Annotated in this window: 22 protein-coding genes and 1 tRNA gene; 12 read left to right on the top strand and 11 right to left on the bottom strand. The window is 72.5% G+C overall.

Annotated features, from left to right (window positions below):
• The first annotated feature begins 29 nt into the window (after positions 1 to 29).
• The 3 genes from M4486_RS18795 (at position 30) to M4486_RS18785 (ending at position 3104) form a co-directional block, all read left to right on the top strand.
• Positions 30 to 1280, top strand: coding sequence for a glycoside hydrolase family 3 N-terminal domain-containing protein (locus tag M4486_RS18795; protein WP_249478842.1), 1251 nt, complete (start codon positions 30 to 32; stop codon positions 1278 to 1280).
• Positions 1281 to 1363: 83 nt separating this feature from the next.
• Positions 1364 to 2290 carry a hypothetical protein gene (locus M4486_RS18790; protein WP_249478841.1) on the top strand — a complete coding sequence of 309 codons (927 nt, stop codon included), beginning with the start codon at positions 1364 to 1366 and terminating at the stop codon, positions 2288 to 2290.
• Positions 2291 to 2306: 16 nt separating this feature from the next.
• Positions 2307 to 3104, top strand: coding sequence for a hypothetical protein (locus tag M4486_RS18785; protein ID WP_249478840.1), 798 nt, complete (start codon positions 2307 to 2309; stop codon positions 3102 to 3104).
• 28 nt (positions 3105 to 3132) lie between these two features.
• Here M4486_RS18785 and cls read toward each other — a convergent pair whose 3' ends face one another.
• Together cls and M4486_RS18775 are read right to left on the bottom strand one after the other, a co-directional pair.
• Complete coding sequence (gene cls / locus M4486_RS18780; protein ID WP_249478839.1) at positions 3133 to 4617, bottom strand: cardiolipin synthase; 1485 nt, start codon at positions 4615 to 4617, stop codon at positions 3133 to 3135.
• 131 nt (positions 4618 to 4748) lie between these two features.
• Positions 4749 to 5642, bottom strand: a complete 894-nt coding sequence (locus M4486_RS18775; protein ID WP_249478838.1) for a Bax inhibitor-1/YccA family protein — start codon at positions 5640 to 5642, stop codon at positions 4749 to 4751.
• A 235-nt stretch (positions 5643 to 5877) separates the two neighbouring features.
• Between M4486_RS18775 and M4486_RS18770 the strand changes: the two genes are divergently transcribed.
• Positions 5878 to 6396, top strand: a complete 519-nt coding sequence (locus tag M4486_RS18770) for a hypothetical protein (RefSeq protein ID WP_249478837.1) — start codon at positions 5878 to 5880, stop codon at positions 6394 to 6396.
• Between the two features lie 40 nt (positions 6397 to 6436).
• Positions 6437 to 6910 carry a GNAT family N-acetyltransferase gene (locus M4486_RS18765; protein WP_249478836.1) on the top strand — a complete coding sequence of 158 codons (474 nt, stop codon included), beginning with the start codon at positions 6437 to 6439 and terminating at the stop codon, positions 6908 to 6910.
• A 36-nt stretch (positions 6911 to 6946) separates the two neighbouring features.
• On the opposite strand, the gene M4486_RS18760 is transcribed toward M4486_RS18765, so the two are convergent.
• The 5 genes from M4486_RS18760 to M4486_RS18740 form a co-directional block, all read right to left on the bottom strand.
• Positions 6947 to 7744 carry an amino acid ABC transporter ATP-binding protein gene (locus M4486_RS18760; RefSeq protein ID WP_249478835.1) on the bottom strand — a complete coding sequence of 266 codons (798 nt, stop codon included), beginning with the start codon at positions 7742 to 7744 and terminating at the stop codon, positions 6947 to 6949.
• Positions 7728 to 8393 carry an amino acid ABC transporter permease gene (locus M4486_RS18755; protein ID WP_249478834.1) on the bottom strand — a complete coding sequence of 222 codons (666 nt, stop codon included), beginning with the start codon at positions 8391 to 8393 and terminating at the stop codon, positions 7728 to 7730. The genes M4486_RS18760 and M4486_RS18755 overlap by 17 nt, the downstream gene beginning before the upstream one ends.
• A gap of 9 nt (positions 8394 to 8402) precedes the next feature.
• Positions 8403 to 9287 (bottom strand): transporter substrate-binding domain-containing protein, encoded by an 885-nt coding sequence (locus tag M4486_RS18750; RefSeq protein ID WP_249478833.1) that lies wholly within the window; start codon positions 9285 to 9287, stop codon positions 8403 to 8405.
• Positions 9288 to 9357: 70 nt separating this feature from the next.
• On the bottom strand, positions 9358 to 10497 hold the full coding sequence (locus M4486_RS18745; RefSeq protein ID WP_249481177.1) for a trans-sulfuration enzyme family protein: 1140 nt from the start codon (positions 10495 to 10497) through the stop codon (positions 9358 to 9360).
• A gap of 365 nt (positions 10498 to 10862) precedes the next feature.
• The gene (locus M4486_RS18740; protein WP_249478832.1) at positions 10863 to 12281 is read right to left on the bottom strand and encodes an MFS transporter; all 1419 of its coding nucleotides are present in this window, start codon (positions 12279 to 12281) and stop codon (positions 10863 to 10865) included.
• Between the two features lie 209 nt (positions 12282 to 12490).
• Between M4486_RS18740 and M4486_RS18735 the strand changes: the two genes are divergently transcribed.
• On the top strand, positions 12491 to 13582 hold the full coding sequence (locus M4486_RS18735; protein WP_249478831.1) for an ROK family transcriptional regulator: 1092 nt from the start codon (positions 12491 to 12493) through the stop codon (positions 13580 to 13582).
• Positions 13583 to 13617: 35 nt separating this feature from the next.
• Here the strand turns inward: M4486_RS18735 and M4486_RS18730 are convergent, their stop codons facing one another.
• Together M4486_RS18730 and M4486_RS18725 are read right to left on the bottom strand one after the other, a co-directional pair.
• Positions 13618 to 14358 (bottom strand): YggS family pyridoxal phosphate-dependent enzyme, encoded by a 741-nt coding sequence (locus tag M4486_RS18730; RefSeq protein ID WP_249478830.1) that lies wholly within the window; start codon positions 14356 to 14358, stop codon positions 13618 to 13620.
• Entirely contained in the window at positions 14355 to 15377 is a 1023-nt protein-coding gene (locus M4486_RS18725) for a helix-turn-helix transcriptional regulator (RefSeq protein ID WP_249478829.1), read from the bottom strand. The genes M4486_RS18730 and M4486_RS18725 overlap by 4 nt, the downstream gene beginning before the upstream one ends.
• A gap of 96 nt (positions 15378 to 15473) precedes the next feature.
• Here M4486_RS18725 and M4486_RS18720 point away from each other — a divergent pair, with 96 nt between their 5' ends.
• A complete protein-coding gene (locus M4486_RS18720; protein ID WP_249478828.1) occupies positions 15474 to 16961 on the top strand; it encodes an MFS transporter in 1488 nt (495 codons plus the stop codon).
• Between the two features lie 59 nt (positions 16962 to 17020).
• Here the strand turns inward: M4486_RS18720 and M4486_RS18715 are convergent.
• Positions 17021 to 17094: transfer RNA gene (locus tag M4486_RS18715), tRNA-Leu, on the bottom strand.
• Between the two features lie 31 nt (positions 17095 to 17125).
• Between M4486_RS18715 and M4486_RS18710 the strand changes: the two genes are divergently transcribed.
• Together M4486_RS18710 and M4486_RS18705 are read left to right on the top strand one after the other, a co-directional pair.
• On the top strand, positions 17126 to 19324 hold the full coding sequence (locus M4486_RS18710; protein ID WP_249478827.1) for a helicase-associated domain-containing protein: 2199 nt from the start codon (positions 17126 to 17128) through the stop codon (positions 19322 to 19324).
• Between the two features lie 198 nt (positions 19325 to 19522).
• Positions 19523 to 19837, top strand: coding sequence for a hypothetical protein (locus tag M4486_RS18705; protein ID WP_249478826.1), 315 nt, complete (start codon positions 19523 to 19525; stop codon positions 19835 to 19837).
• A 124-nt stretch (positions 19838 to 19961) separates the two neighbouring features.
• Here the strand turns inward: M4486_RS18705 and gndA are convergent, their stop codons facing one another.
• Positions 19962 to 21425 (bottom strand): NADP-dependent phosphogluconate dehydrogenase, encoded by a 1464-nt coding sequence (gene gndA / locus M4486_RS18700; protein WP_249478825.1) that lies wholly within the window; start codon positions 21423 to 21425, stop codon positions 19962 to 19964.
• 350 nt (positions 21426 to 21775) lie between these two features.
• Between gndA and M4486_RS18695 the strand changes: the two genes are divergently transcribed.
• From M4486_RS18695 to M4486_RS18685, 3 genes are all read left to right on the top strand, one after another.
• Positions 21776 to 22720, top strand: a complete 945-nt coding sequence (locus M4486_RS18695; protein ID WP_249478824.1) for a DUF7847 domain-containing protein — start codon at positions 21776 to 21778, stop codon at positions 22718 to 22720.
• Positions 22717 to 23472 carry a hypothetical protein gene (locus tag M4486_RS18690; RefSeq protein ID WP_249478823.1) on the top strand — a complete coding sequence of 252 codons (756 nt, stop codon included), beginning with the start codon at positions 22717 to 22719 and terminating at the stop codon, positions 23470 to 23472. Before M4486_RS18695 ends, M4486_RS18690 begins: the two co-directional genes overlap by 4 nt.
• A 117-nt stretch (positions 23473 to 23589) precedes the next feature.
• Positions 23590 to 25233, top strand: coding sequence for a DNA repair helicase XPB (locus M4486_RS18685; protein ID WP_249478822.1), 1644 nt, complete (start codon positions 23590 to 23592; stop codon positions 25231 to 25233).
• Positions 25234 to 25344 lie beyond the last annotated feature (111 nt).

Here is a 25344-nt window from a genome sequence, read left to right as displayed (position 1 = left end):
CGTCGGGCGGGCGTGGCAGACTCGATGGCATGCGTCGACGCACCGCTCTGCTGCTTCCCCCGCTCGTGCTGCTCCCCCCGGTCGCCGCGCTCTCCGCGTGCACCGGGAGCGGGGGCTCCGGCGGGGGCTCGTCCGACGGCGGCGCGAGCGGGTCCGGAGAGTCCGACGGCGGCGCGGCGTCCGACGGCGGCTCCGCGTCCGACGGCGGTTCCGGCTCGTCCTCCCCCGCCTCCCCGTCGCCCACGGCTGACCCCGCGGAGCAGCGCGCCCAGGACCTCACGATCGAGCAGGCGGCGGCGCAGCTCGTGCTCGCGGGCATCCCCGCCGGCACCAGCCCGAAGCGCTCGCTGACCGCCGAGCTCGGCATCGGCGGCTTCTTCCTGCTGGGGACCTGGGACAGCGCCGCGGCCGTGCGCTCCGTGGTCGAGGGCATCGACGGGGAGGTGGCCGACGGAGGCGTCGCCCCGCTGCTGAGCGTGGACCAGGAGGGCGGGCAGATCCGCATGCTGCGCGGGGACGCCGCGCGCAGGACCGCGTCGGCCGCGGATCTCGGGGCCGAGGGGACCGACGCCGTCACCGCGGCGTACAGGAGCATCGGCGAGGACCTGCACGCCCTGGGCCTGCACGCGGCCCTCGCGCCGGTCGCCGACACCGTCGACCCGGAGCTGGGACGGGCGAACGCGCCCATCGGGAAGATCGACCGCGGCTTCGGGACCGATCCGGACACGGTCTCCGACTGCGTGGTCGCGGCCGTCGAGGCGCTCGACGCGCAAGACACCGCCTCCGCGCTCAAGCACTTCCCCGGCCTGGGCCGGGTGCGCGGGAACACCGACTTCTCGGCGACAGGCATCACCGACGAGACGACGGATGCGGACGACCCCTTCCTCGAGCCGTTCCGCGCGGGCATCGAGGCCGGCGCCGACATGGTCATGCTCTCGAGCGCCCTGTACCCGCGGATGGATCCGGGCAGCCCCGCGATGTTCTCCTCGGCGATCGTGACGGACGTGCTGCGCGGGAGGCTGGGATTCGACGGGCTCGTGGTCTCCGACGACGTGGGCAGCGCGGCGGCCGTGCAGGACGTGCCGCTCGGCGAGCGCGCGACCCGGCTCCTCGAGGCGGGGGGCGACGTGGTGCTCACCGCGGACCCGTCGCTCGTCGGCGACCTCGTGGACGCGATCGTCGCCTGGGCGCAGGACTCCGAGAAGGCCGAGCGCCGGGTGCGCGAGTCCGCGGCGCGGATGCTGCGCGTCAAGCGGTCCCGCGGCGTCGACGGGGTCTGAGCCGTCCCTGGGCGGACACGGTGCGGGCCCGGGCCGCTGTGGGAGAATCCCTGCGGCGGACCACAGCAGCGTGAGGAGCACACATGGCGGGGAGCCCGGGACCGGAGGAGGACACCCCTTCCCTGCCCGACCTCTCCGACTCCTCGCAGCGCGAGTCCCTGCCCGACTACTCCGCCCAGGGCCGGGACGTCTCCGCTCCCTACGCGCGGCCCGACGAGACCGGCCGCTCCCGTGCCCGCGTCATCGTCATCACCGTGATCGTCTGCGCCGTGGTGCTCATCGCCGTGATCGCGCTGATCCTCTCGCAGACCGTCTTCAAGCAGATGACCGGGGACGACTCGCACACGCCCACCGCCGCGGCCTCCCGCAGCAGCTCGGGCGAGGGCGAGTACGTCCCCGATCCGAAGGATCCCGATCTCGCCCCTCCCCCGCCGATCTTCACGCAGAAGCCGACCACCGACTGCTCGATCCCCGACGGCTCCAGCGGTGACGTGAGCAGCTCGGGGCGCACCGTCCGCGGGGGCCACCTCGAGTACACGCGGCCCGACGGCTGGACGTACCCCTGGTCGGACCAGGCCCTGCCGTACATGACGAACGTGAACGGGTACGGCCGCCTGGTCGAGAACAACTGGTACAGCGTCGTGAACGTGGGCAGCGTCGAGTGGCCGGAGTCCGAGGGGAAGTACCCGGGGGACGAGAAGGCCGCGATCGCGATCTTCCAGTGCTACGCGACCACCGCCGGCGTGCTCGCCGAGTTCGGCGAGAACCCGACCGTCACCGACTACCGCAGCGAGAAGACCACGGTCGACGGCCACGACGCGTGGATCGTGCAGGCCACCTATCATTTCGAGGACCCCTCGCAGCTCCAGGACACGAGCGCCTCGATCGTCACCGCGATCGTGGTCGACTCCGACGACGGCCCGCAGGCCGTCGCCTCCGACGTCGCCGCCGACGTCCCCGAGCACGCCGAAGCCCTCGACCAGATCATCAAGAGCCTCAAGGTCGTCTGACCCCCGGAGCCGCCCCGTGCACCCGTCGTCCCCTCCCTCCTCGACCCCGTCCTCCTCGACACCGCCCGGCCCGTCCTCGTCGCGCCGCGCGGTCACCGCGGGGGCGATCTCCTTCCTCGCGGTGCTCGTGCTCATCGTGGGCGGGACGCTCGGGGTGCGGGCGGCGATCGGCGGCTCGGACGACCCGACGCCCAGCCCGTCGGCCGGCTCCTCGGACGGCGGCGGCTCGCAGAGCCCGAGCGCCTCGGCCTCCGTCGAACCGGAACGGTGCTGGAACAGCCCCGACGAGTCGAAGCGGACCTCTCAGAACTCGGGCAGCACGCTGCGCGGCGGCGGCCTCGAGTTCACCGCGCCCGACGGCTTCGACCAGCGGCAGACGTCCACTCCCCTGCCCTTCAGCGAGGACACCCAGATGGCGCTGGCCACGGTCGAGCGCAACTGGTACTCCACGATCACCGTCGGGAAGCTGCGGTGGCAGGACGGCGTGGAGTACCCCGGCGCCGAGGTGGCGTCAGGACGCCTCATGGACTGCCTGCTGTCCAACAGCGGGGTCTGGGGCGGGACCTCGCAGCGCACGCTCGAGCACCGCAGCACCACGAAGGTCACGATCGACGGCATGGACGGGTTCAGGACCTCCGGAGACCTGATGTTCGGCCAGTCCGAACTCGAGAAGGTGACGGGCGAGAAGATCACGATGATCGTCGTGGACACCCCCCAGGGGCCGAGTTTCTTCGCCTCGGAGGTCACGATCGACGTCGACGAGCACGTGAAGGCCGCCCAGGAGGCCGAGGACTCCCTCGCCGGGGTCGGCTAGAGGGTCAGCTAGAGGATCGGGATCGGGATCAGACGATCGCGGAGGCCAGGCGGCAGGTGTTGTCCAGGATCTGCTTCCAGAAGGGGCGGGTGCGCCACTCCTCGAGGGTCAGCTCGCGGCTGCGCGAGCGGTAGACGTCCTCCACCTCGTGCATCTTCTCCATGAAGTCCGTGCCGCCCACCATGAGCGAGCTCTCCATGTCCAGCAGGAACGAGCGGATGTCCATGTTGGAAGAGCCCAGCACCGTCACCGAGTCGTCGACCGTGACGTGCTTGGCGTGCAGGATCTTCGGCGCCTCGTAGCGCTGGATGCGCACGCCGGCCTCGAGGAGCGCCGTGTAGTAGGAGCACTGGGCGTGGTCGACGAGGAACTGATCGCCCTTCTCCGAGACGAACAGCTCGACCTCGACGCCGCGCTTGGCGGCCGTGACCAGGGCGTACAGCATCGACTCGTCGGGCACGAAGTAGGGGCTGACAGCGGTGATGCGCTTCTCGGCGCTGTAGAAGAGCTGGTTGAACAGCAGCAGGTTGTTCTCGAGCACGAAGCCCGGCCCGCTGGGCACGATCTGGCACTCGTAGGTGCCGGAGGTGTCCGGGGAGGGACGGACCACCTGGTCCTCGGCGATCGACTCGCCGGACTCGAGGTACCAGTCGGTCCCGAACAGCAGGTTGACCTCGGAGACGATCGGGCCGCGCAGGCGGATCATCGTCTCCTGCCAGCGGACGCCCTCGCGCGCGCCCTTCGCACTCGCGTAGGCCGAGTCGATGAGGTTCTGGCTGCCCATCCAGCCGACCTCGCCGTCGACGATCAGCAGCTTGCGATGGTTGCGCAGGTCGGGCCGCTGCAGCGCGCCGTCGCGCAGCGGCTTGATCGGCATCATCGGGTAGTGCTCGATGCCGTGGGCGTCCAGCAGGCGCCGCATGGGCCGGTAGACGCTCCAGTACTTCATGGACCCGTAGTGGTCGTAGAGGAAGCGCACCTTCACGCCGCGGTCGGCGGCCTCGGCGACGGCGTCGAAGAAGGGGCGCGTGGTCTCGTCGAGCCCGGCGATGTAGAAGAGCACGTGGACGGTCTCGCGCGCCGTGCGGATGTCCTCGGCCATGCGGCGGATCGAGGCCTCGTACTCGATCTCGAGGTCCGCGGAGTTGTTGCCCGTCAGCGGGTACGCGCCGAGCTCGCGGTTGAGGGCGACGGCGGACTGCAGCCAGCTCGGGCTGTCCTCGTCGAGGTCGCTGTCGGGGATGTCGTGCGCGCGCACCTTCATGAGGCGGTTGACCACGACCTGCTTCCGGCGCCGCTTGCGCGGCAGCTGCGTGTTGCCCAGCAGCAGGAAAAGCGGGAAGCCGACGAGCGGGAAGACCATGATCGCCAGCAGCCACGCGAAGGCGCTCCCGGGGCGGCGGTTGCGCGGGACCACGAGCACCGCGGTCACGCGCAGGATGACGTCGAGGACGAGGGCGACGTACGGCGCGACGAGCACGATGTGCTCGACGAGCCAGGTCCAGGTCTCCACACGCTCTCCTCGTCGGCCGACGGGCCGGGTCGACAGGCGGGGCCGACAGGCGCGGCCGGACTCGTCAGCCGTCCGCCGGGCTCATCCGTCGCCCCTCGCCAGTCGGGCCCGTCCGTCGGCCCTTCAGCTCGTCAGTTGTTGCGCAGGATCGAGAGGATCCGCAGGATCTCGATGTACATCCACACGAGCGTCACGGTGATGCCGAAGGCGCAGCGCCAGGCGTAGCTGCGGTCCACCCCGGCGCGCACGCCGCGCTGGACGTCCTCGAAGTCCATGACCAGGGAGTAGGCCGCCATGACGACGGCGAGCGCGCCGATCACGAGGCCGAGCAGGCCGGTGCGCAGGTCGATGCCCGCGAACAGCGAGAGACCGAGGTTCACGAAGATGAACAGCAGATAGGCGACCATCGCGACCGCGAAGATCTTGGTGAGCAGCGGGGAGGTGCGCAGCACGCCCACGCGGAACAGTACGAGAACTGCGGTCGCAACCGCGAGGGTGCCGACCACCGCCTGCAGGGCGATGCCGTGGAAGCTCTCGTTGAGCAGCCCGCTGATGCCGCCGAGCGCCGCTCCCTCGAGCGCGGCGTAGGCGAGCACGAGCGCCGCCGAGGGCTTCTTCTTGAAGGAGTTCACCATGGCCAGGACGAAGCCGCCGAGGAACCCGACGACCATCGCACCGATCGCGATCTGGAAGCCCAGGTCCTTGGCCTCGGGGCCGCCGACGACGCCGAGGGCGACGGGCAGCAGGCAGAAGACGACGCCGAGCACGATCGTGACGCCGAGCGTCGCGGTGATCGCGTTGAGGGCGTCCCGCATGGTCATGCGGCCGGTGTCGTGGCCGGTCGCGGCGGGGCGCGCGTAGAGGGACTCGAGGTCCGGGGCCTGCTGGCCCGGTGCCTGCTGCGCCTGTTGCGTCCCCTGCCCCGTCGCGGGGAAGTCGCTCCTGAAGTCCGGCGAGGGGGCGTACTGGCCCTGGCCCTGCGAGAGGGCCTTGTCCTTGCCGAAGACGATGTTGTGGTGTGCCATGGCGCTCCTCCGATAGTGCGTGATGGCCGGGACGTCCGATGCAGGCGAGGAGGCCCGGGGACGCTTCCGCCCAGCCTACCGGGCGGCGAGGCCCCGCGCCTGGGCGCGAGATGGATGTTCGCTCCGCGCCGACAGGATGCGTCCATGAGGCGATCGCGCCGGTGTTGCGATTCCTTCACGAACGATCCACCGCTCCTCCGCCCGCGCACGCCGCGCGCACACGAGGGTGGATCCCATGCCGACCGCCACCCTCGAGACCCCGCTGCCGACGCGCACCTCCGCGTCCGCGTCTCCTTCCACGGCGCAGTCCGCAGCGCCCGCCCGCCACCGCCCCCGTCGGACCGCGACGGCGACCTCGCGCCTGCGCGCGATCGACACCAGGGCTCTGGACCTGGGGCCGCAGACGGTGGACGAGGACTCCTCCTCCCGACCGGGGACGGACGTCGCCCGGCGGCCGGAGCGCGCCGCACGCACCGAGCACGCCGTGCGCTCGCTCTCGCTGCGCGAGCTCGTCACCGGCGCGGGCACGGCGGCGGGCGCGTGGACGCTGGCCGCCCACCTCGGCCTGCTGGGCACGGCGGGCGGCGTCTTCCTCATCTCGCTGGTCTCGACGACGGGCGTCGCGCTCGTCGCGGACTCCCTCACCGGTGCGCGGCGCATGCTCGTGCGGGTCGTGGGCGGCGCGCGCCGGCGCCGCGCCCATCGCCGCCGCATCGAGAGGGCGACGAGCCGGGACGGCCGCATCCACGGCTGACCCCGGGCCCAGCCGGTCGAGGGTCTGGCACGCTGTGCGCATGGACACGATCGATGCCGCAGGAGAAACCTTCACCGTGCGCCGCGCGGAGGCCGAGGACGTGCCGGCGCTCGTCGCCCTGCTGGCCGACGACATGATCGGCTCCGGACGCGAGCAGGAGGACCTCGCCCCGTATCTCGCAGCGTTCGCGGAGATCGACGCCGACCCGCGGCAGTTCCTCGCCGTGGTCGAGGACGCCTCCGGCGGCGTCTGCGGGACGCTCCAGCTCACCCTGGTCCCGTGCCTGTCCCGACGCGGCTCCACCCGCCTGCTGATCGAGTCTGTGCGACTGGCCGGCGCGACCAGGGGGCGCGGTCTCGGGACGGCCCTCTTCGCCTGGGCCCACGAGTACGGCCGTCACCACGGTGCGGCCCTCGCGCAGCTCACCACCGACAAGAGCCGCGTCGACGCGCATCGGTTCTACGACCGTCTCGGCTACCGCGCGAGCCACGAGGGATACAAGCTCGCGCTGTGAGGGGCCGCGTCGCCGGCGGCGACGAGGGCCCGCGGCTCACACCGCCGAGCTGACCATCTCCCGGAAGCGCCGCAGCCGGGCGTCCTCGCTCTCGAAGAAGTCCTTCGGCGGGCCGTCGAGCAGGACCTTCCCGTCCTCGAGGAACACGACCTTGTCGGCCACGCGCTGGGCGAACGCGAGCGAGTGGGTGACGACCACGAGCGTGCGGTCCTCGCGGGCGAGGTCGGCGAGCACGGCGACGACCTCCGCCGCGAGCTCCGGATCGAGCGCCGAGGTGGGCTCGTCGAAGAGGAGCACGTCGGGCTCCATGGCGAGCGCCCGCGCGATCGCGACGCGCTGCTGCTGCCCGCCCGAGAGCCGGTCCGGATAGTCGTCGGCCTTCGCGCCGAGCCCCACCTTCTCCAGCAGCTCCCGGCCCCGCGCCTCGGCCTTCGCTTTCGGCAGGCCCTCCGTGTGGATCGGCGCGAGGGTCACGTTGCCCAGGGCCGTGAGGTGCGGGAACAGATTGAACTGCTGGAACACCATGGTCGAGCGGGAGCGGACCGAGCGCACGGTGCGCGCGCTCAGACGCCCTCCCAGACGGAGCGGTCCGTCGCCGAAGTCGATCGAGCCCGCGTCGGGCCGCTCGAGCAGGTTGATGCAGCGCAGCAGGGTCGACTTGCCCGACCCCGAGGGGCCCAGCAGCACCGTGGTGCCGCGGCGCGGGATGTCGAGGTCCACGTCGTCGAGCGCCGTGAGGGAGCCGAAGGTCTTGCGGACGCCGCGCAGGCGCAGCGACTCCAGCAGCGAGGGGCCCCGCTTCCCGGCCGACTCGTTCTCAGCTGGTGCGGACATGGGCGGACACCTTCTTCTCGAGGACCATCTGGAGCAGGCTCAGCACAGAGACGATCACCAGGTAGATGAGCGCGACCAGCGTGTACATCGCCATCGGCTGGAAGTTCGCAGCCGCGATCTGGCGGCCCACCTGGAAGAGGTCGGTGATCGTGATCGCGAAGACGAGGCTCGTGCCCTTCACCAGGTCGATGAAATCGTTCATGAGCGGAGGCAGGGCGATGCGGAACGCCTGCGGTGCGACCACCTTGGAGAACGTGGTGCGCCGCGAGAGGTTCAGCGTCTGGGCCGCCTCGAACTGGCCGCGCGGGATCGAGAGGATCGAGGCGCGCACGGCCTCCGAGGCGTAGGCGCCCGTGTTGAGCGCGAGGGTGACCACGGCGGCGGTCATCGCGGGCAGCACGATGCCGAGGTTCGGCAGCCCGAAGAAGACGATGAACAGCTGCACCACCATCGGGGTGCCGCGGAAGATCCACACGTACAGCCACGGGATCACCTTCAGCGGACCGGGGAGGTACAGCCTCCCCAGCGCGGTGATCACCGCGAGCACCATGGCGATCGCGAAGGAGATGAGCGAGAGCGGGACAGTGACCTCGAGGGCCGCGAGCAGCAGCCGCGGGAGGTTGTCGGCCCACATCTGGAGCGTGTCCATGGCGCTCGATCAGCTCTTCGGGGTGAGGTCCTGGCCCACCCACTTCTCGAAGATCTTCTTCAGGGACCCGTCGGACTTCATGCCGTCGAGGATCTCGTCGATCTTCTTCTGCAGCGGCTCCTGGCCCTTGGGCATGATGATCCCGACCTCGGTGTCGTCCGGGAGCTCGTCCTCCAGGAGGCGGAACTTCTTGTCGGGGTTCTCCTTCTGGTACGTCTGGAAGGAGACCAGGTCGTTGCCGGTCGCGTCGACGCGGCCCTGGGTGAGCAGCTCGATGGCCTCGGCGAAGCCCTGGACGGGCACGATCTCGGCGCCGAGCTTCTCCATCTGGGCGGCCCAGTTGCTGGTCGCGGACTGAGCGGCGCGCTTGCCCTTCAGATCATCGAAGGACTCGATCTTCGAGTCCTCGGGCACCGCGACGCGGCCGATGGAGCGGGCGTAGGGCTCGGAGAACAGGTACGACTTCTCGCGCTCGGGCGTGATGCCCACGTTGTTCACGACGATGTCGAACTTGTCGACGTCCAGGCCCGCGATGAGCGAGTCCCATTCGGTCTCGACGTACTTCGCCGTCGCGCCGAGGCCCTTCGCGATCTGGTCGGCGATGTCCTTCTCGAAGCCGACCAGGTCGCCCTTGTCGTCGTGGTACGCGTAGGGGCGGTAGGTGCCCTCGAGACCGATGCGGATGGACTTGCCGGACTGGATGCGCTCGAGCAGGTCCTCGTCGGCCGCCTTCCCGCCGCCGTCGGAGGAGACCGAGCCGTCCTCCCCGCGGGTCTGCGAGGGACCGCAGGCGGCGAGCAGAGCGGCCAGGCCCAGGCCGCCGCCGGCGGTGAGCAGGGTGCGTCGCGTGGTGAGGGTCGGATGGAGGGTGCGGGGCGGGAGCGGACGGTTCATGGCGGACCTCCTGGTCAGCGCGGGGAAGATGCGATGGGGCGAATGGATGGGGCGTGCGAGCGGCCGACGCTCAGCGTGCGGCGGCGAGGGCCTGGTCGAGATCGGCGATGAGGTCGCGGACGTCCTCGATGCCCACGGACAGCCGCAGCAGCTCGTCGCTGATGCCGGCGACCTCGCGCGCCTCCGGGGTCATGGCCTCGTGGGTCATGGACGCGGGGTGGCAGATGAGGGACTCGACGCCGCCGAGGCTCACCGCGAAAGCGGGGATCTGCAGCGCCTCCAGGAACCGCACGCGGTCCACGGCGGGATCGAGCTCGAAGGAGAGCACCGCGCCGGGGCCCGTGGCCTGCGAGGCCTGGATGGCGGCCTCCTCCGCGCTGTGCGATCCGGGGGTGAGGACGGCGGCGATCGCGTCGTGGCCGCGCAGGTGCTCGGCGATCTCGACGGCGCTCGCCTGCTGGCGCTCGAGGCGCAGCGGAAGGGTCTTCACGTCCTGGATCAGGCGGTAGGAGTCGAAGGGCGAGAGCACGGCGCCGTAGGCCTTCTGGGCCAGGCCGATCCGATCGGCCAGGGCGTCATCGCGCGTGGTGGCCACGCCTGCGAGGAGGTCGGAGTGGCCGGCGAGGTACTTCGTGGCCGACTGCACGACGAGATCGGCGCCCAGGTCCAGCGGACGCTGCAGGACCGGGGTCATGAAGGTGTTGTCGACGACCACGAGGGCGCCGTGGGCATGGGCGAGCTCGACGATGCGGCGCAGGTCGGTCACCCGCAGGGTCGGGTTCGCGGGGGTCTCGATGAACACCATGCGCGTGCTCTCGGTGAAGGAGTCGTCGTCGAGCTCGCCGAGGTCGTCCACGAAGCGGTGACCGAGGCCCTGGTGCGGGAAGTACTCGGTGACCAGGCGGTACGTGCCGCCGTAGACGCTCGCCGAGAGGATGACCTCGTCACCCGCGCCCAGCAGGGAGAAGGCCGCGGACGTCGCCGCCATGCCGGTCGCGAAGGCGAAGGCGCGGCCGCCGCCCTCGATCGCGGAGAGCACCTGCTCGAGCTGGGCGCGCGTGGGGTTCCCTCCGCGCTGGTAGGAGAAGGTGCCGTCGGACGTCGCCGGGTCCAGCTCGAAGGTCGAGGCGAGGTGCACGGGCGGGACGACGGCCCCGTGCTCCTGCTCGTTCTCGCGCAGCGCCTGGACGGCGACGGTCTGGATGTGCACCACGGAAACCTCCTGGGACGGGGCGACGGGCGCCACGCCAGGACGGCGGGGCGACGCATGCGCCCATCCTAGAGCCGTACGTTTTGACTGCCATAACGGGAGTTAGGGGGATTACGTCGTGCGGCCCGGTCCCAGGTCAGAAGGGCGGCCGCGCGGCATCACCGCGCGGCACCACCGCGCGGCATCGCCGCGCGGTGCCGCGCCCAGAGGCGGGGAGAGGGACGAGGCGGCGGATCGATGTCACGCAGCGGCATATAGCGGCGCTCTCTGCCAAATAAGGCAGAGAGCGCCGCTATATACCGCTCGGTGACACCGTCGGCCGGGTGGAACCCCCCAGTCGGCCTCCGGCGATCGACCCGCGAGGATCAGCCGACGGCGACCGGGCGCGCGGCGCGCGACCGCGCGGCGATTCCGTCCTCCGTCTCGCCTGAGGCTTCGACGTCGGCCTCGGCCTCGACATCGTCCTCGGCCTCGAGCGCGGCCTCCTCGTCGATCGCCTCGATGGCGCCGGTGGTGGTGAACTCGGTGCCGCGCAGCATCTCCAGGCGGCGACGGGCGCGCACCCGCAGGGCCACGAGGGTCGCGGTGACCATCGCGAAGCCCGTGACCGCGAGCACGAGCGCGACGACCATGGTCGAGCGGTAGCCGAAGCCCGCGGCGATGACGGCGCCGCCCAGGCCCGCACCGAGCGCGTTGGCGACGTTGAAGGCGGCGTGGTTGAGCGAGGCCCCGAGCACCTCGGAGCGCCGTGCGATGCCGATGAGCCAGGTCTGCATGGCCGGGTTCAGGGAGGCGTTCGCGAGGTTCACCAGGAAGAACGCGACCATCAGGGCGACCAGGTTGGTGTGGGCGACGGCGAAGAGCAGCACCAGCGCGAGGATGAAGCCGGGGAAGCCGACCATGAGCGTGCGCTGCAGGGAGCGGTCGGCGCCCGCGCCGCCCACGACGTTGCCGATCGTCATGCCGAGGCCGGCGGCCACGAGCACCCACGGGACGGCACTCTCGGGAGCGCCGGTCACCTGCGTGGTGATGTCGGAGACGTAGCTGAACACGGCGAAGGAGCCGGCGAAGCCGACGGCGGCGATGCCCATGACGATCCACAGCTGCACTCGGCGCAGGGCGACGAGCTCGTCGACCATGCGGCGGCCGACGGGCTTCTCGTGAGCCGGGACGGTCGCCCGCAGCGCGAGCACGGTGGCGATGAAGACGCCGGTCAGCACGAGGTAGACGGCGCGCCAGCCGGCGGCCTGGCCGATGGCGGTGAGCACGGGGACGCCCAGCAGGTTCGCGACCGTCAGGCCGGAGAGGGCGAGCGCGACGCCCTTGCCCTGGCTGCCGGGGCCCATCAGCGAGGCGGCGAGCAGGGAGGCGACGCCGAAGTAGGCGCCGTGCGGGATGCCCGCGAGGAAGCGGGCGGCGACGGTCAGCTCGAAGGTGGGCATGGCCGCGGAGAGCAGCGTGCCGAGGGCGAGCGCGCCGGCGAGCGCGACGATCATCGACGAGCGGCTCCAGCGCACCGAGAGCAGCGCGAGGATCGGGGCGCCGACGACGACGCCCAGCGCGTAGGCGGAGATCGCGATCCCGGCCCGGGCGATGCCGGTCTCGGGGTCGGAGGCCATGAGGTCGGGCAGGAGTCCGTGGGCGATCCCGGGCAGCAGGCCCATGGAGACGAACTCGGAGCCGCCGATGCCGAAGCCGCCCAGCGCCAGGGCGAACAGGGCGAGCCGGCGGCGAGCCGGGCTGATCTGGTCGGACGCCGTGGGGGCGGTGGTGACAGTGGTCATGGGGAGTACCTCGAAGTGCGTGCGGGTGGAGCGGTGATCGCTGGCAGCGGCGGCCGGTGAGGGCTGCGGCCGCTGGTCGATGGGGCGGTTGCGGACGGGCTCCATCACCCGGTGCACAAGAATAAGCAAACGCTGTTGCGTTACGTCAAGGGGTCGGGCCGGATCGGGTGCCCTGATCCGCATCACACCCCGCGTGGGAGGATGAGGACGTGAGACCGAGCACCCCACTGGACCGCGTCGCGGGCGCGCACGACGCCGCTGTGCTCGCGGTCGCCCGCCGCGGCGAGCCGGTCTCCCGCGCCGATCTCGCCGAGGCGCTCGGCGTCACGCCGCAGGCCATCTCCAAGATCCTGGGCCGCCTCATGGAGCGCGGGCTGATGGCGGGCGCGGGCTCGATCATCTCGGGGCCAGGCAAGCCGACCACGCTCTACCGGATCGTGCCCTCGTCGCGTCGGGCGATCGGGCTGCACCTCACCCGCACCCGCGTGCGCGGCGTCGTCGCCGACCTCACCGGCGAGGTCGTCGCCCATCGCGAGATCGAGATCGGGCACCGCCAGCCCGTCCCCGAGCTCATCGAGACCCTCGCCGCCCAGGCCCGCGAGCTGTCCGGCCTGGGAGAGGGCCTGCTGCTGGGCGCGGGCGTCGGCATGCCCGGGCCGGTCGACGTCGCGGGCGGCGTCTATCGCGGGACGTCGGCCCCTGATCCGTGGCGCGGCGCGGAGATCCGCCGGATGCTCGTCGAGGCGCTCGGCATGCCCGTGCTGCTGGACCACGACTCGCGCGCGGCGATCGTGGGCGAGACCTGGTCCCAGCCCGGACTGCTGCGCAACGCCGCCCTGGTGCTCGTCGAGGACGGACTCGGCGCGAGCCTGAGCCTCGACGGCACGATCGTGCGCGGCGCCCACTCGCACTCGGGCGAGGTGGGGCACACGGTGGTGCGGATGGACGGCGTGGCCTGCGAGTGCGGGAGGCGGGGCTGCGCGCAGGCCGAGTTCATGGCCTCCCTCGAGCGGGGCGACGTCGCAGACGCGGCGCGCGTGCTCGCCACGATCGTGCTGGACCTGGTGCGACTGGTCGACGTGGACCGCGTGGTGCTCGGCGGCCGCACCGTGTACGCGCACCACGAGCCGATGATGGAGGCGATCCGGGGCGCCCTCGAGGAGGGCCTGCGCGAGGAGCCGTGGGTGCACGTGGAGGTCATGCTCTCCACGCGCGGCACGGACCTCATCGCCGTGGGCGCGGCCTGCGAGGTGCTCGAGCACGAGTACGGCCTGCCGACGGCCCTCGTCGGCCCGGAGTGACCTGACCGGACCGCCCGCCCGTCAGGCGGCACCCGTCAGACCGCGCGCGGTCCGAACACGGCGGCGCCGAGGCGCACGATGGTCGCGCCCTCCTCGACGGCGATCTCGAGGTCCGCGCTCATGCCCATCGAGAGCTCGACGAGGGCGGGGTCGGCGAGCTCCTCGCGCAGGGTGCGCAGTCGGCGGAGGGAGGCGCGCACCGCGGACTCCTCGCGCGTGTGCGCGCCGATCGTCATCAGGCCGACGGGGCGCAGGGCGCCCGCGGCGCGGATCCGGCCGACGGCCTCGGAGATCGTGTCGGCATCCGGGGCGAAGCCGCCCTTGGACTCCTCCCCCGAGGTGTTGACCTGGACGAGCACGTCGCGCTCGAGACCCGCGAGCTCGGCGCGGCGGGCGAGGGCGTCGATGATCTCGGGGCGGTCGACGCTGTGGACCAGGGAGGCGAAGGCGACGACGTCGCGTGCCTTGTTGCGCTGCAGGCGGCCGATGAAGTGGCGCGGCACGGCGAGCTCGGACTCCAGGGCGGCGAGCGCGGGGTCCTCGTGGGTGGCGATCTCCTGGGCGCGGTTCTCCCCCACCGCGACGCGGCGACCGCGGCGGTGGAGGGCGCGGACGGCATCGACGATCTCGGGGGCGGTGCGGGTCTTGGTCGCCAGCAGCACGAGGATCTCGCGGGGGTCGCGGCCCGCGCGCTCGGCGGCGGCGTCCAGGCGCGCGAGGACGGCGTCGAGGCGCTCGTCGAGATGAGCCGCGGACGGGGAGTGCGGGGAGGTCATGCCGCGTATTCTCCCAGCCGCCCGCCCTCTCTCCCGCTCAGCTCCTCCCCCAGGCGCTCGGCGAGGGAGGGGCGCATGGTGACGTGGGGAGCGGCGGCGGGGGCGAGGGAGGCGAGTCGCCGGGCGTCCTCCTCGCCCACCGGCTGCAGGACGTTCAGGTGCACGCTCGCCGCCTCGTCGAGGAGGAGCCGCGTGAAGCGGACCGTCACGTCCCCTGCGCGCGGGAGGTGGAAGACCTGGTCGCGGGCGCCCTCCCGGGTGAGGTCGTGGCGCTGCCAGAGCTCATCGAAACGCTCGGAGCTCGTGCGCATGCGCTCCACGAGGCCCGTCCAGCTCGGGTCGTCGAGGTGGGAGGGCATGGCGGCGCGCAGCCGCGCGACCATGCGCGCGGTGGTCGCCTCCCAGTCGTCGTACGCGGAGCGCCAGACCGGGTCGAGGAACGCGCGGACCATGCAGCTGCGATCCTCGAGCGGCCCCTCGTCGATGTCGGTGATGAGGAACCGGTAGGTCGCGTTCGCGGCGAGGATGTCGAACTTCGCGGTCTGGATGCAGGCGGGGACGCCCTCGAAGCGCGAGAGAAGCTCCACGTGGTCGGCGGTGACGATGCTGCATCCGGCGGGGTCGCCGGCGTCGTCCGGCCGGGAGCCGGTGGCGAGCAGATGCAGGTGCGCGCGCTCGTCGGGGTCCAGCAGCAGGGCCCGGGCGAGGGCGTCGAGGACCTGGACGGAGGGGGTGATGTCGCGCCCCTGCTCGAGCCAGGTGTACCAGGTCACACCGATGCCCGAGAGCATCGCGACCTCTTCGCGGCGCAGTCCCGGCGTGCGGCGGCGCCCACCCGGAGGAAGGCCCACGCGGTCCGGGGTGAGGCGCTCGCGACGGCTCCGCAGGAATCCTGCGAGCTCAGCGCGTGCGGAAGCGGAGGCGGACGCCCCGGAGGCCGACGAGGGAGAGGACGCGGATGCCGCGGCGGTCGACGGGGCGGTCGACGGGGCAGAGGCTGGACGGGAGGCGAGCACCATGGGTACCAGGATAAAGGGCATCTGGATACCTGGATAGATGGGGAGTCAGATGGACCCATGTCATGCAGCACCGCTTCCGCATCGCACGCCGCCGCCGTGGCGGACTCCCCTGCCGCCCCGGGCGCCCCTGATGCCCCGGGCGGGCCGATCACCCTGAGCTCCGACTCCCCGGCGCCGCCGGAGCCGACGGAGCCGCCGGAGCCGACGCGAGCGCCCCTGGGGGCGGGCGGCGTCGTGCTGCTCGCCGCCGCCATCACCGGCAACCTGATCTTCGGCTCCTCGACCCTCGCCCTCCCCGCTCTCGAGAACGGCCTGGGCCTGACCGCCTCGACCGGCACGCTCGTCGTCGCCCTGTTCTCCGTGGGCTTCGCCTCCTCGCTCGTCCTCGGCGGGCGCCTGGGCGACGCCTGGGGCAGGCGCCGGATGCTGCAGATCGCGCTCGCCGCCCTGGTCCCGGCGTCGCTGCTGGTCGCGCTCGCACCGGGCGCCGGCGTGCTGCTCGTGGGCAGAGTCCTGCAGGGCGTCGCGAGCGGACTCGCACTCCCGCAGGTCCTCTCGACGATCCAGCACACGACCGTCGGGCGCTCCCGGGCACGCTGGACCGGCGCGTACGCCTCCGTGATCGGCGGCGGCACCGCGATCGGCCAGATCGGCGCCGGCGCCCTCGTCGCCGCGGACCCGTGGGGCGCCGGATGGCGCCTCGCCTTCGGTTTCGTGTCCCTCGTCGCCGCTGTGGCCCTGTTCGCCGCGCGCGCGATCCCCGAGACCTCCTCGAGCCGGGTGAGCCGGCTCGACCCGCTCGGCGCGCTGCTGCTGGGTGCCGCCATCGCGGCGATCGTGCTGCCGCTCGGCGCGGGCTCGCTGCTGGCGACGTCGGCCGTGGTCTCGCTGCTCGTGCTCGCGGCCGTGCTGCTCGCCGCCTTCGCCCTGTGGCAGCGCCATCGCACGGACGCCCACGCCCTGGTGCCGCTCTCGGCGCTGCGGGTGCGCCCCCTGCAGCTCGGACTCGCCCTGACGCTCGTGTTCTTCGCGAGCTACGGCGGCTTCGTCTACTACTTCTCCACCACTCTGCAGACCGGCCTGCACCTGGGCGCCTTCACCACGGCGACCGTGCTGACCGTCTTCGCCGCCGGGTTCGTCGTCACCAGCGCGCTGCTGCCCGCGCTCGTCGCCCGCTGGACGCCCCGGCACGTGATGCTCGCGGGCGTCGCCGGCCAGGCCGTCATGCTCGCGGCGACCGCGGCGATCATCGTGGGAAGCGACGGGCACCCGCCCCTCGTGCTGCTGTGCCTCGTGCTCGTGGTGCTCGGCGTCGCGCAGGCCGCGATGTACGGGCCGCTGATCGGCAGCGTCATGGGCGCGGTGAGCCATGACCTCGCGGGCCTCGCGAGCGGGCTGTTCTCGACGCTCCAGCAGGTGGGCATCGCCCTCGGCGTGCCCGTGTTCGGCCTCGTGCTGGGCGCGCTGCCGAGCTACCCGGCGCTCGCCGTCGCCGCGTGCATCGGGGTGCAGATCCTCTTCGCCAGCGTGTTCGCGGTCCTCGTCACCGCGCTCGGGCGGGCGACGCGGGCAGCGCAGGAGTGAGCGGCGGCCGCCGGCCTAGGCCGCGCCGCCGGTGCTGCGCTGCCGGTGCCTCGCCGCGGTGCCCCCAGCGGGACTCGAACCCGCACTGAGCCGCTTTTAAGGCGGCTGCCTCTGCCGATTGGGCTATGGGGGCGTGCTGGTGACAAGCCTATGCTGGACGTGCCATGGCCGACTCCCTCCGTTCCCTCGCGGACTCCCTGCGCCGCTTCGACGACACGCGCCTCGAGCGTCTGCTGAGCGCCCGCCCGGATCTGCTGCATCCGCTCCCCCACGGTCTCGGCGCCCTCGCGGCGCGGGCCACCGGCTCGCTGTCGGCCCGTCGGACCCTCGGCTCCCTCACGGCCGCCGAGCTCGCCGTCGTCGACGCCCTCGCGGTGCTGGGCGACGGCGCCTCCCCGCCGCAGATCGCAGCGCTGCTCGACGCGCCGATCGCCTCGCTCGCAGTGCATCTGGAGCACCTGCGCACCCTCGCCCTGCTCTGGGGCGAGGACGAGCTGCACCTGGTGCGGGCCGTGCGCGAGGGGCTCCGCTCCCCCGCCGGCCTGGCTCCCGCGCACGCCGAGGACCCGTCGGCCGACGAGGCCCGCGCCCTTCTCGACCGCGTCCCCGCCGAGCTCGCGCCGGCGCTGGACCGTCTGCGCTGGGCCCCCGGGCGCCTCGAGGCCGGCACCGGGGACCTGGCGGACCGGCTGCTCGCGGCGGGAGTCGCCGTCGCCGACGGCTCCGCCCTGCGCATCCCCCGCAGCGTGCATCTCGCCCTGCGCGGCGGACGCCTCCTCGCATCCTTCCCGCAGGACCCTCCGGACCCCGGCGGGTCCGAGATCCGCGAACGCATCCCGGGGACGCGCACAGCGGGCGCGGTCGAGCGCGCCCTGGACGCCGTGCGCGTCCTGGACGGCGTGCTCGGCTGGGACGACGAGACCGCCCCCGGAGTGCTGCGCCGCGGCGGCCTGCCCCAGCGCGACCTGCGACGGCTCGCCGCGGACGCAGGCATCGAGGAGGTCGCCGCGGCGACGATCCTGCAGTCGGGCTGGCTCGCCGGGCTCCTCGGGCACGACGGCGAGACCTGGGCGCCCACGGGAGACTGGGCCGAGCTGTGGCAGCACGGCCCCGAGCACCGCTGGGCGGAGGTGGCGCTGGCCTGGGCGCACGGCGACCACCTCGCCGTCGCGGCCGGCGAGGCCGATGCGACCGGCACCCCGCGCGCACTGCTCTCCGAGGCCACGCGCATCGACCAGGCCGCCTCGCGGCGCGCGCGCCTGCTGCGGATCCTCGCCGCGCACCCCGGCCAAGACCTTCCCGAGCAGGGGCTGCACGCGGCGCTCGCCTGGTGGCATCCGCTGGTCCCCGCGCGCACGCTGGCGCGGGACGTGAGGGCCGTGCTGCACGAGGGCGCGGCCCTCGGGCTCCTGGACGGCGGCGCGCTCACGGTGCTCGGCGAGGCGCTCGTCGAGGTGCTGGAGGCGGAGCTGCCCACGGCCGACGCCCGACTCACCAGTGCGCTCGTCGACCTGGCCCCGGCGCCGGTCGACGAGGTGCTGCTGGGCGCCGACCTCACGATCGTCGTCCCCGGACGGCCGAGCCCGCGGCTCGCCGCCCTCGAGTCGTGGACCGAGGTGGTCTCCCGCGGCGGCGCGCTGACCCTGCGCGCGACGCCCGCGTCCGTGCGCAGTGCCCTCCAGGACGGGCGGGATGCCGAGGAGCTGCTGGGGCTGCTGCGCGAGGCCTCGCGCACCCCGATCCCGCAGGCCCTCGAATACCTCGTGCACGACGAGCAGCGACGGCTGGGAAAGGTGCACGTCGGCCCCGCCCGTGCCTACGTGACCGGCGAGGAGGACGCGATCGTCCTGCTGCTCGCCCAGCCGGGTGCCGCGGGCGCAGGGCTGCAGCGCCTCGCGCCGACGGTCGCGATCGCAGCGTGCGAGCCCCGCATGCTGCTGCGCCTGGCCGCGGCGGCGGGCCTCTCGCCTCTCGCCGACGGGGACGCGAACGCGCCGGCGGTGCGCCTGGGCGCACGGGGTGCGGCCGACGGTGCGGCTGCACGGCGGGGCGGCGGCGAGGCCGTCGAGCAGCTGGTGCGCGCGCCCGCGGCGCCTGGCCCGTCGGCACTTCTCGAACCCGCGGAGGCCGTTGCGCGGCTGCGGCGTGCGGAGTCCGGGGAGGGCGCGCCGAGCACGGTGGACCTGCTGCTCGAGGCGTCGGCCGCGGGGAGGAGCGTGAGCCTGGGGATCGTGGACGGACGCGGCGGCATCGAGCGCGTCGACGTCGTCCCGCTGGGTGTGGAGGACGGGCGACTGCGGGCGCGCGCGAGCGCGGACGACGAGGAGTTCACGGTGCTCGTGCAGAGGGTGACGCTGGACTGAGGCGGCGCGAGCGGCACCGGGCGACGGGCCTCTCCGCTGTCCTGCGCGCCCATGTCACGCCGGCTCATGGGGACTTATCCCCATGGTCGAACTCGTATTCGATTGCCTATGCTTCCCTACGGCGCCGCAGATCGTGGATCGCCGCGACAGCAACGACGACCCGGCACCTCCTCGCCGGACCGACGAAGGGACCCGACCATGACCAGCCCGAACCCCAACTTCAGCGCTCCCGTACCCGGCGCCCAGGGCCCTGTGCCCGGAGCCCCGGTGAGCAAGACCAAGTGGATCGTGCAGCTGGTGGTGGGTGTGGTCTGCCTCGGGAACCCGATCACGCTCGTTCTGGCGATCATCGGGCTGGTGAAGGCCGACACCGACCTGCCCCTGGCCGAGAAGCTCTACAAGTGGGGCTGGATCGCGTACGCGATCTGCGTGGTCCTCTGGCTCATCTACATCGGGCTCAACGTCGCCGCGCTCATCGCGATGTTCAACAGCGGGTCGATGGACACGTACTGACCCCTCGAGTGCGGTGCCGAATCGGCGAGATCCGTGGAGCGGCGTCGCCTGAGCAAGCACGAAGGGCCCGGACCAATGGTCCGGGCCCTTCGCGCGACTGCACTCCCTGTGGAAGCCGAGGGGATCAGCCGTCCTGGCGGGTCTCCGTGAGGTCGCCCGACCACTCGACGTGGTAGGTGCCCTCGTCGTCCACGCGCTTGTAGGTGTGGGCGCCGAAGTAGTCGCGCTGGGCCTGCACCAGAGCGGCGGGCAGGCGCTCGGCGCGCACCGCGTCGTAGTACGCGAGCGAGGAGGCGAACACCGGGGCCGGGAAGCCGTTGGCGGCGGCGTAGGCGACCACGCGGCGCCACGCGGGCACGCACTTGGCGATCTCCTCGGTGAAGTACGGGTCCGCGAGCAGCAGCTTCAGGCTGGGCTCGCGGTCGTACGCCTCGGTGATGCGGTTGAGGAACTTGGCGCGGATGATGCAGCCGCCGCGCCAGATCTTCGCCATGTCGCCGAGCTGGATGTCCCAGTCGTAGGTCTCGGCGCCCTTGGCGATCTCCTCGAAGCCCTGCGAGTAGGCGACGAGCTTGGAGGCGTAGAGCGCCTTCTGCAGGTCGTCGATGAACTGGGCCTTGTCGGTGATCTCCTCGTCGAGGGTCTCGCCCTTGAGGGTCGCACGGGCGGCCTCGCGCTCGGCGGCGTCGCCGGAGATGGAGCGCGCGAAGGTGGCCTCGGCGATGCCGGTGACCGGGACGCCCAGGTCGAGGGCGGTCTGCACGGTCCAGGCGCCGGTGCCCTTCTGGGCCGCCTGGTCGAGGATGACGTCCACGAAGGCCTGGCCGGTGCGCGAGTCCTTGTGCTTGAGCACGATCGCGGTGATCTCGATGAGGAAGGACTCGAGGTCGCCCTTGTTCCACTCGGCGAAGACGTCGCCGATGGCGTCGGCGTCCATGCCCAGCGCGCGCTTCATGAGGTCGTAGGCCTCGGAGATGACCTGCATGTCGGCGTACTCGATGCCGTTGTGGACCATCTTCACGAAGTGGCCGGCGCCGTCCGCGCCCACGTGCGTGCAGCAGGGGACGCCGTCGACGTGCGCGGAGATCTTCTCGAACATCGGGCCGAGACGGTCGTAGGACTCGACGGTGCCGCCGGGCATGATCGAGGGGCCGTTGAGCGCGCCCTCCTCGCCGCCGGAGACGCCCGCGCCCACGAAGTGCAGGCCCTTCTCGCGCAGCGCGTGCTCCCGACGACGGGTGTCGGTGAACAGTGCGTTGCCGCAGTCCACGATGATGTCGCCCTCCTCCATGTACTGGGAGAGCTCGTCGATGACGGCGTCGGTGGGGCCGCCGGCCTTCACCATGATGATCGCCACGCGCGGCTTCTGCAGGGAGTTGACGAAGTCCTCGGTGGACTCGGAGGGGAAGAACTCGCCCTCGTCCTTGTAGTTGTCGTACACGGTCTCGGTCTTGGCGACCGAGCGGTTGTGGATCGCGACCTTGAAGCCGTTGCGCGCGAGGTTGCGGGCGAGGTTGGACCCCATCACCGCCATGCCGGTCACGCCGATGTCGGCGACGTTCGCGGGCGAAGGTTCGAAGCTGGCCATGGATGTGCTCCTTGCATCGAGTGCGGGCTGCCGGCGTGCGGCAGGACCGCGCGTCCGGGGGCGGCGCGAAACGGTCCCCGGGCATGACCCGAGGGCACCTGCGCCTGCCGTCGCGCCCATTGTAGGGACGGTGCGCGTCCGCTGCGCTGCCGTGCCAGGGCTTGCCGTGATCGGCAGCACGCCCCACGCCGACCTCCGTCGGCCCATCCGACCGACGAACGAGGGACGACGAGCACCCGGCCGCCCGGTAGCGTCGTGCCCGCACCACGAGACCCGACGACCCCAGACCCCACGTCGCGGAGGGCGATCGACCACTGGTCGGCCCCGCAGCACCGAGGAGAAGCACCGCCATGAGCAGCATCCCCCCGTACCCCGGCAGCGAGAGCGCCGGCGGCCCCGACGACGGCAGCAGCGCGAACTCGGGCGCCTGGAGCGCACCGCAGCAGGCGCAGGGCTCCCCCGCGTCGTACGGCCAGGCCTCGCCCTACGGCCAGCCCGGGCAGCAGGACCAGACCGGTCAGCAGGGCCAGCAGGACCAGCCCGGGCAGCAGTTCCCGGCAGGCCCGCAGTCGCAGTCCGCCGGCGCGACCGGCCCCGCCCCGGGCACCGACCTGGGCGCCGATCTCGGCGCCTCGGTCAGCTGGATGTGGTCGGCGTTCGCGCGCAACGTCACCGCGTTCCTCGTGCCCGCGATCGTGTGGTCCGTGGCGGTCCTCGTCATCGTCGGCATCGCGACCGGCATCGGGATCGCCGTGATGGTCGGGATGATGCAGGACTCCCCGGCCTCTGACGAGGTCCCCGCGGGAGCGATCTTCGCCTTGTACGGGATCGTCCTGGCCGCTCTTCCCTTCGCCGGCATCGTCTCGATCCTGTGGCAGTCCGGTGCGGCGCGCGCCGCCGAGACCGTGCGCTCCGGTGAGCGCCCCTCGCTCGGCTCGTCGTTCGTCGGCGCCGGCCGCGTGGTCCTCACCGCGCTCCTCGTCGGCATCATGGTCGCGATCGGCATGATCCTGCTCTACATCCCCGGTCTGATCCTCGCGGTGCTCTCCTTCTATGCGATCCCCGCGGCCGCTCGTGGTGCGAGCCCTGGCGCTGCGATCAAGGAGAGCTTCGCCCTGGTGCGCGGACACCTGGGCATCACCATCCTGGCCTACGTGATCTTCATGGCCGCCTCCAGCATCGCCGGCATGATCGTCGTCGGCTCGGTCCTGCTGGTGCCGCTGCTGGTGCTCTTCCAGTTCGGTCTCTACGAGCGGGTCAGCGGCCGCGCGCTCACGGAGCCGGTGCGGGCATGACAGCCCAGCCCCCTCCCCCGCAGGGTCCGGGCCCGCAGTTCCCGCAGCACCCGCAGACACCGGGCGGATCGGCGCCGCGCGGCGACCTCGGCGCCGACCTCGGCGCGGCGCTGACGTTCATGGGCACCGGCGTCGTGCGGAACTGGCGCTCGCTGGTGCTCCCCGCCGTGATCTACGGAGCGATCGCGCTGGCGCTGGACATCCTCTCCGCCCTCGCGGGCGACGACGACTCCACGGGACTGCTCGGGCTGCAGGGCGTCGCCGACGTGGTCCCCGACTGGATCCCGATCGCGCTCGCTCCCGCACAGCTTCTGCTGGCCGTCGCATATCTCGTGATCCAGCTCCTGTGGACCGCGGGGACCCTGCGCTTCGGCGTCGATGTGCTGCGCGGGGACCGGCAGGAACCCACGCGCTACTTCGCGGGCGACGGCCGCGTCATCCTCACGATCGTCATCTGCGGCGTGCTCACCGCCGTCGGCTTCGTGCTGTGCGTGATCCCGGGGCTGGTCGCCATGGTCCTGCTCCTGTTCGCGCCGGCCGCCACTGCGCGGGGCACGGAGGTCGCGATCGGCGACGGCTCCCGCGCCGCGAGCCGGCGGCTCGGCACCGCCGTGATCGCATGCGTCCTCGTCCTCATCGCGTCCTCGCTCGGCACCTGGCTGAACGTGCTGGACATCGTGATCACGCCGTTCACCTCGCTGTTCCTGCTGGGCCTGTTCGAGCGGATCGAGGGGCGCGCACTCCCGCGCTGAGGCGTCGGCCCCGGCGGTGAGAGGCGGGGGCCGACTGCTCGGGCCCCGCCGCTCGAGCACGTGAGACGTCCGACGGGGCCCGCGCCGCTGCCGCGCACCCGGCGTACCCTCGCTCGGGTGACCGACGGCCCCCTCATCGTCCAGAGCGACAAGTCCCTCCTGCTGGAGGTCGACCATCCCTCCGCGGCGCTCGCCCGCGCGACGATCGCGCCCTTCGCGGAGCTCGAGCGCGCGCCCGAGCACATCCACACCTACCGGATCACCGACCTGGGTCTGTGGAACGCGCGCGCCGCCGGATACGACGCGGAGACCGTCGTCGCCGCTCTCGTGGACCATTCCCGCTACCCCGTCCCGCACGCCCTGCTCGTGGACGTCGCGGACACCATGGACCGCTACGGCCGGCTGCAGCTGCAGGCCGATCCCGCGCACGGCCTCGTGCTGCGTGCCCTGGACCGCGCCGTGCTCACCGAGGTCTCCCGCTCGAAGCGGGTCGCGGGGATGCTCGGGACGCGCATCGACGAGGACACGATCGCCGTCCACCCCTCCGAGCGCGGCGCGCTCAAGCAGGCGCTGCTGCGGCTGGGCTGGCCCGCCGAGGACCTCGCCGGGTACGTCGACGGCGAGTCCCATCCGATCTCCCTGGTCGAGGACGGCTGGACCCTGCGCCCCTACCAGCGCGAGGCTGTCGACGCCTTCGTCGAGGGCGGCAGCGGGGTCGCGGTGCTCCCCTGCGGCGCCGGCAAGACCCTCGTCGGCGCCGGGGCGATGGCCGAGATGGGCCGCACCACCCTGATCCTCGTCACCTCCACCGTCTCCGCCCGCCAGTGGAAGGCCGAGCTGCTGCGACGCACCTCGCTCACCGAGGAGGAGATCGGCGAGTACTCGGGCGCCTCCAAGGAGATCCGTCCCGTCACCATCGCCACCTACCAGGTGCTCACGATGAAGCGGAAGGGCGTGCATCCGCACCTCGAGCTCGTGAGCGCTCGCGACTGGGGCCTCATCGTCTACGACGAGGTGCACCTGCTGCCCGCGCCCGTGTTCCGGATGACCGCCGACCTCCAGGCCCGTCGGCGCCTGGGCCTCACGGCGACGCTGGTGCGGGAGGACGGCCGCGAGGGCGAGGTGTTCTCCCTCATCGGACCCAAGCGCTACGACGCCCCCTGGAAGGACATCGAGGCCCAGGGCTACATCGCCCCGGCCGTGTGCACCGAGGTGCGCGTGAGCATGACGCGCGAGGAGCGCATGCTGCATGCGGGGGCCGAGGCCGACGACCGCCACCGCCTCGCCGCCGCCCACCCCGGCAAGCTCGACGTCGTCGAACGCCTGGCCTCCCGGCACGCCGGCGAGGGGCTGCTCGTGATCGGCCAGTACCTCGACCAGCTCGAGGAGATCGCCGAGCGCCTGGACTGCGACCTCATCACCGGGAAGACCCCCGTGAAGAAGCGCCAGGAGCTCTTCGACGCCTTCCGCGAGGGCCGGATCGACCGTCTCGTGGTCTCCAAGGTCGCGAACTTCTCCATCGACCTCCCCGAGGCGAGCGTCGCCGTCCAGGTCTCCGGCGCCTTCGGCTCCCGCCAGGAGGAGGCCCAGCGGCTCGGTCGTCTGCTGCGTCCCAAGGCCGACGGGCGCGAGGCGCATTTCTACACCGTGGTCACGCGCGACACCCAGGACCAGGAGTTCGCCGCCCACCGCCAGCGCTTCCTCGCCGAGCAGGGCTACGCGTACTCGATCCTGGACGCCGAGGACCTGCCCGTCGGCTGACACCGAGTGCGGCACCGCGCGTGACACCGGGCGTCCGCCCCGCTGTTCCGAGGTCGTGAGGGACGTGGTGGCTACAGTGGATGGTGTCCCGTGCGGCCCCGTGCCGCGCTC

Source organism: Brachybacterium kimchii (assembly GCF_023373525.1).
GTDB lineage: Bacteria > Actinomycetota > Actinomycetes > Actinomycetales > Dermabacteraceae > Brachybacterium > Brachybacterium kimchii.
The sequence above is the reverse complement of the archived record's forward strand: the minus strand, read 5'-3'. Positions and strand labels throughout refer to the sequence as shown.

Bases quoted from the DNA above. Each gene is read 5' to 3' on its own strand.
- M4486_RS18795 (WP_249478842.1), top strand. From the start codon at position 30: ATGCGTCGACGCACCGCTCTGCTGCTTCCCCCGCTCGTGCTGCTCCCC.
- M4486_RS18790 (WP_249478841.1), top strand. From the start codon at position 1,364: ATGGCGGGGAGCCCGGGACCGGAGGAGGACACCCCTTCCCTGCCCGAC.
- M4486_RS18775 (WP_249478838.1), bottom strand. From the start codon at position 5,642: ATGGCACACCACAACATCGTCTTCGGCAAGGACAAGGCCCTCTCGCAG.
- M4486_RS18770 (WP_249478837.1), top strand. From the start codon at position 5,878: ATGCCGACCGCCACCCTCGAGACCCCGCTGCCGACGCGCACCTCCGCG.
- M4486_RS18765 (WP_249478836.1), top strand. From the start codon at position 6,437: ATGGACACGATCGATGCCGCAGGAGAAACCTTCACCGTGCGCCGCGCG.
- M4486_RS18760 (WP_249478835.1), bottom strand. From the start codon at position 7,744: ATGTCCGCACCAGCTGAGAACGAGTCGGCCGGGAAGCGGGGCCCCTCG.
- M4486_RS18755 (WP_249478834.1), bottom strand. From the start codon at position 8,393: ATGGACACGCTCCAGATGTGGGCCGACAACCTCCCGCGGCTGCTGCTC.
- M4486_RS18750 (WP_249478833.1), bottom strand. From the start codon at position 9,287: ATGAACCGTCCGCTCCCGCCCCGCACCCTCCATCCGACCCTCACCACG.
- M4486_RS18740 (WP_249478832.1), bottom strand. From the start codon at position 12,281: ATGACCACTGTCACCACCGCCCCCACGGCGTCCGACCAGATCAGCCCG.
- M4486_RS18730 (WP_249478830.1), bottom strand. From the start codon at position 14,358: ATGACCTCCCCGCACTCCCCGTCCGCGGCTCATCTCGACGAGCGCCTC.
- M4486_RS18725 (WP_249478829.1), bottom strand. From the start codon at position 15,377: ATGGTGCTCGCCTCCCGTCCAGCCTCTGCCCCGTCGACCGCCCCGTCG.
- M4486_RS18710 (WP_249478827.1), top strand. From the start codon at position 17,126: ATGGCCGACTCCCTCCGTTCCCTCGCGGACTCCCTGCGCCGCTTCGAC.
- M4486_RS18705 (WP_249478826.1), top strand. From the start codon at position 19,523: ATGACCAGCCCGAACCCCAACTTCAGCGCTCCCGTACCCGGCGCCCAG.
- gndA (WP_249478825.1), bottom strand. From the start codon at position 21,425: ATGGCCAGCTTCGAACCTTCGCCCGCGAACGTCGCCGACATCGGCGTG.
- M4486_RS18695 (WP_249478824.1), top strand. From the start codon at position 21,776: ATGAGCAGCATCCCCCCGTACCCCGGCAGCGAGAGCGCCGGCGGCCCC.
- M4486_RS18690 (WP_249478823.1), top strand. From the start codon at position 22,717: ATGACAGCCCAGCCCCCTCCCCCGCAGGGTCCGGGCCCGCAGTTCCCG.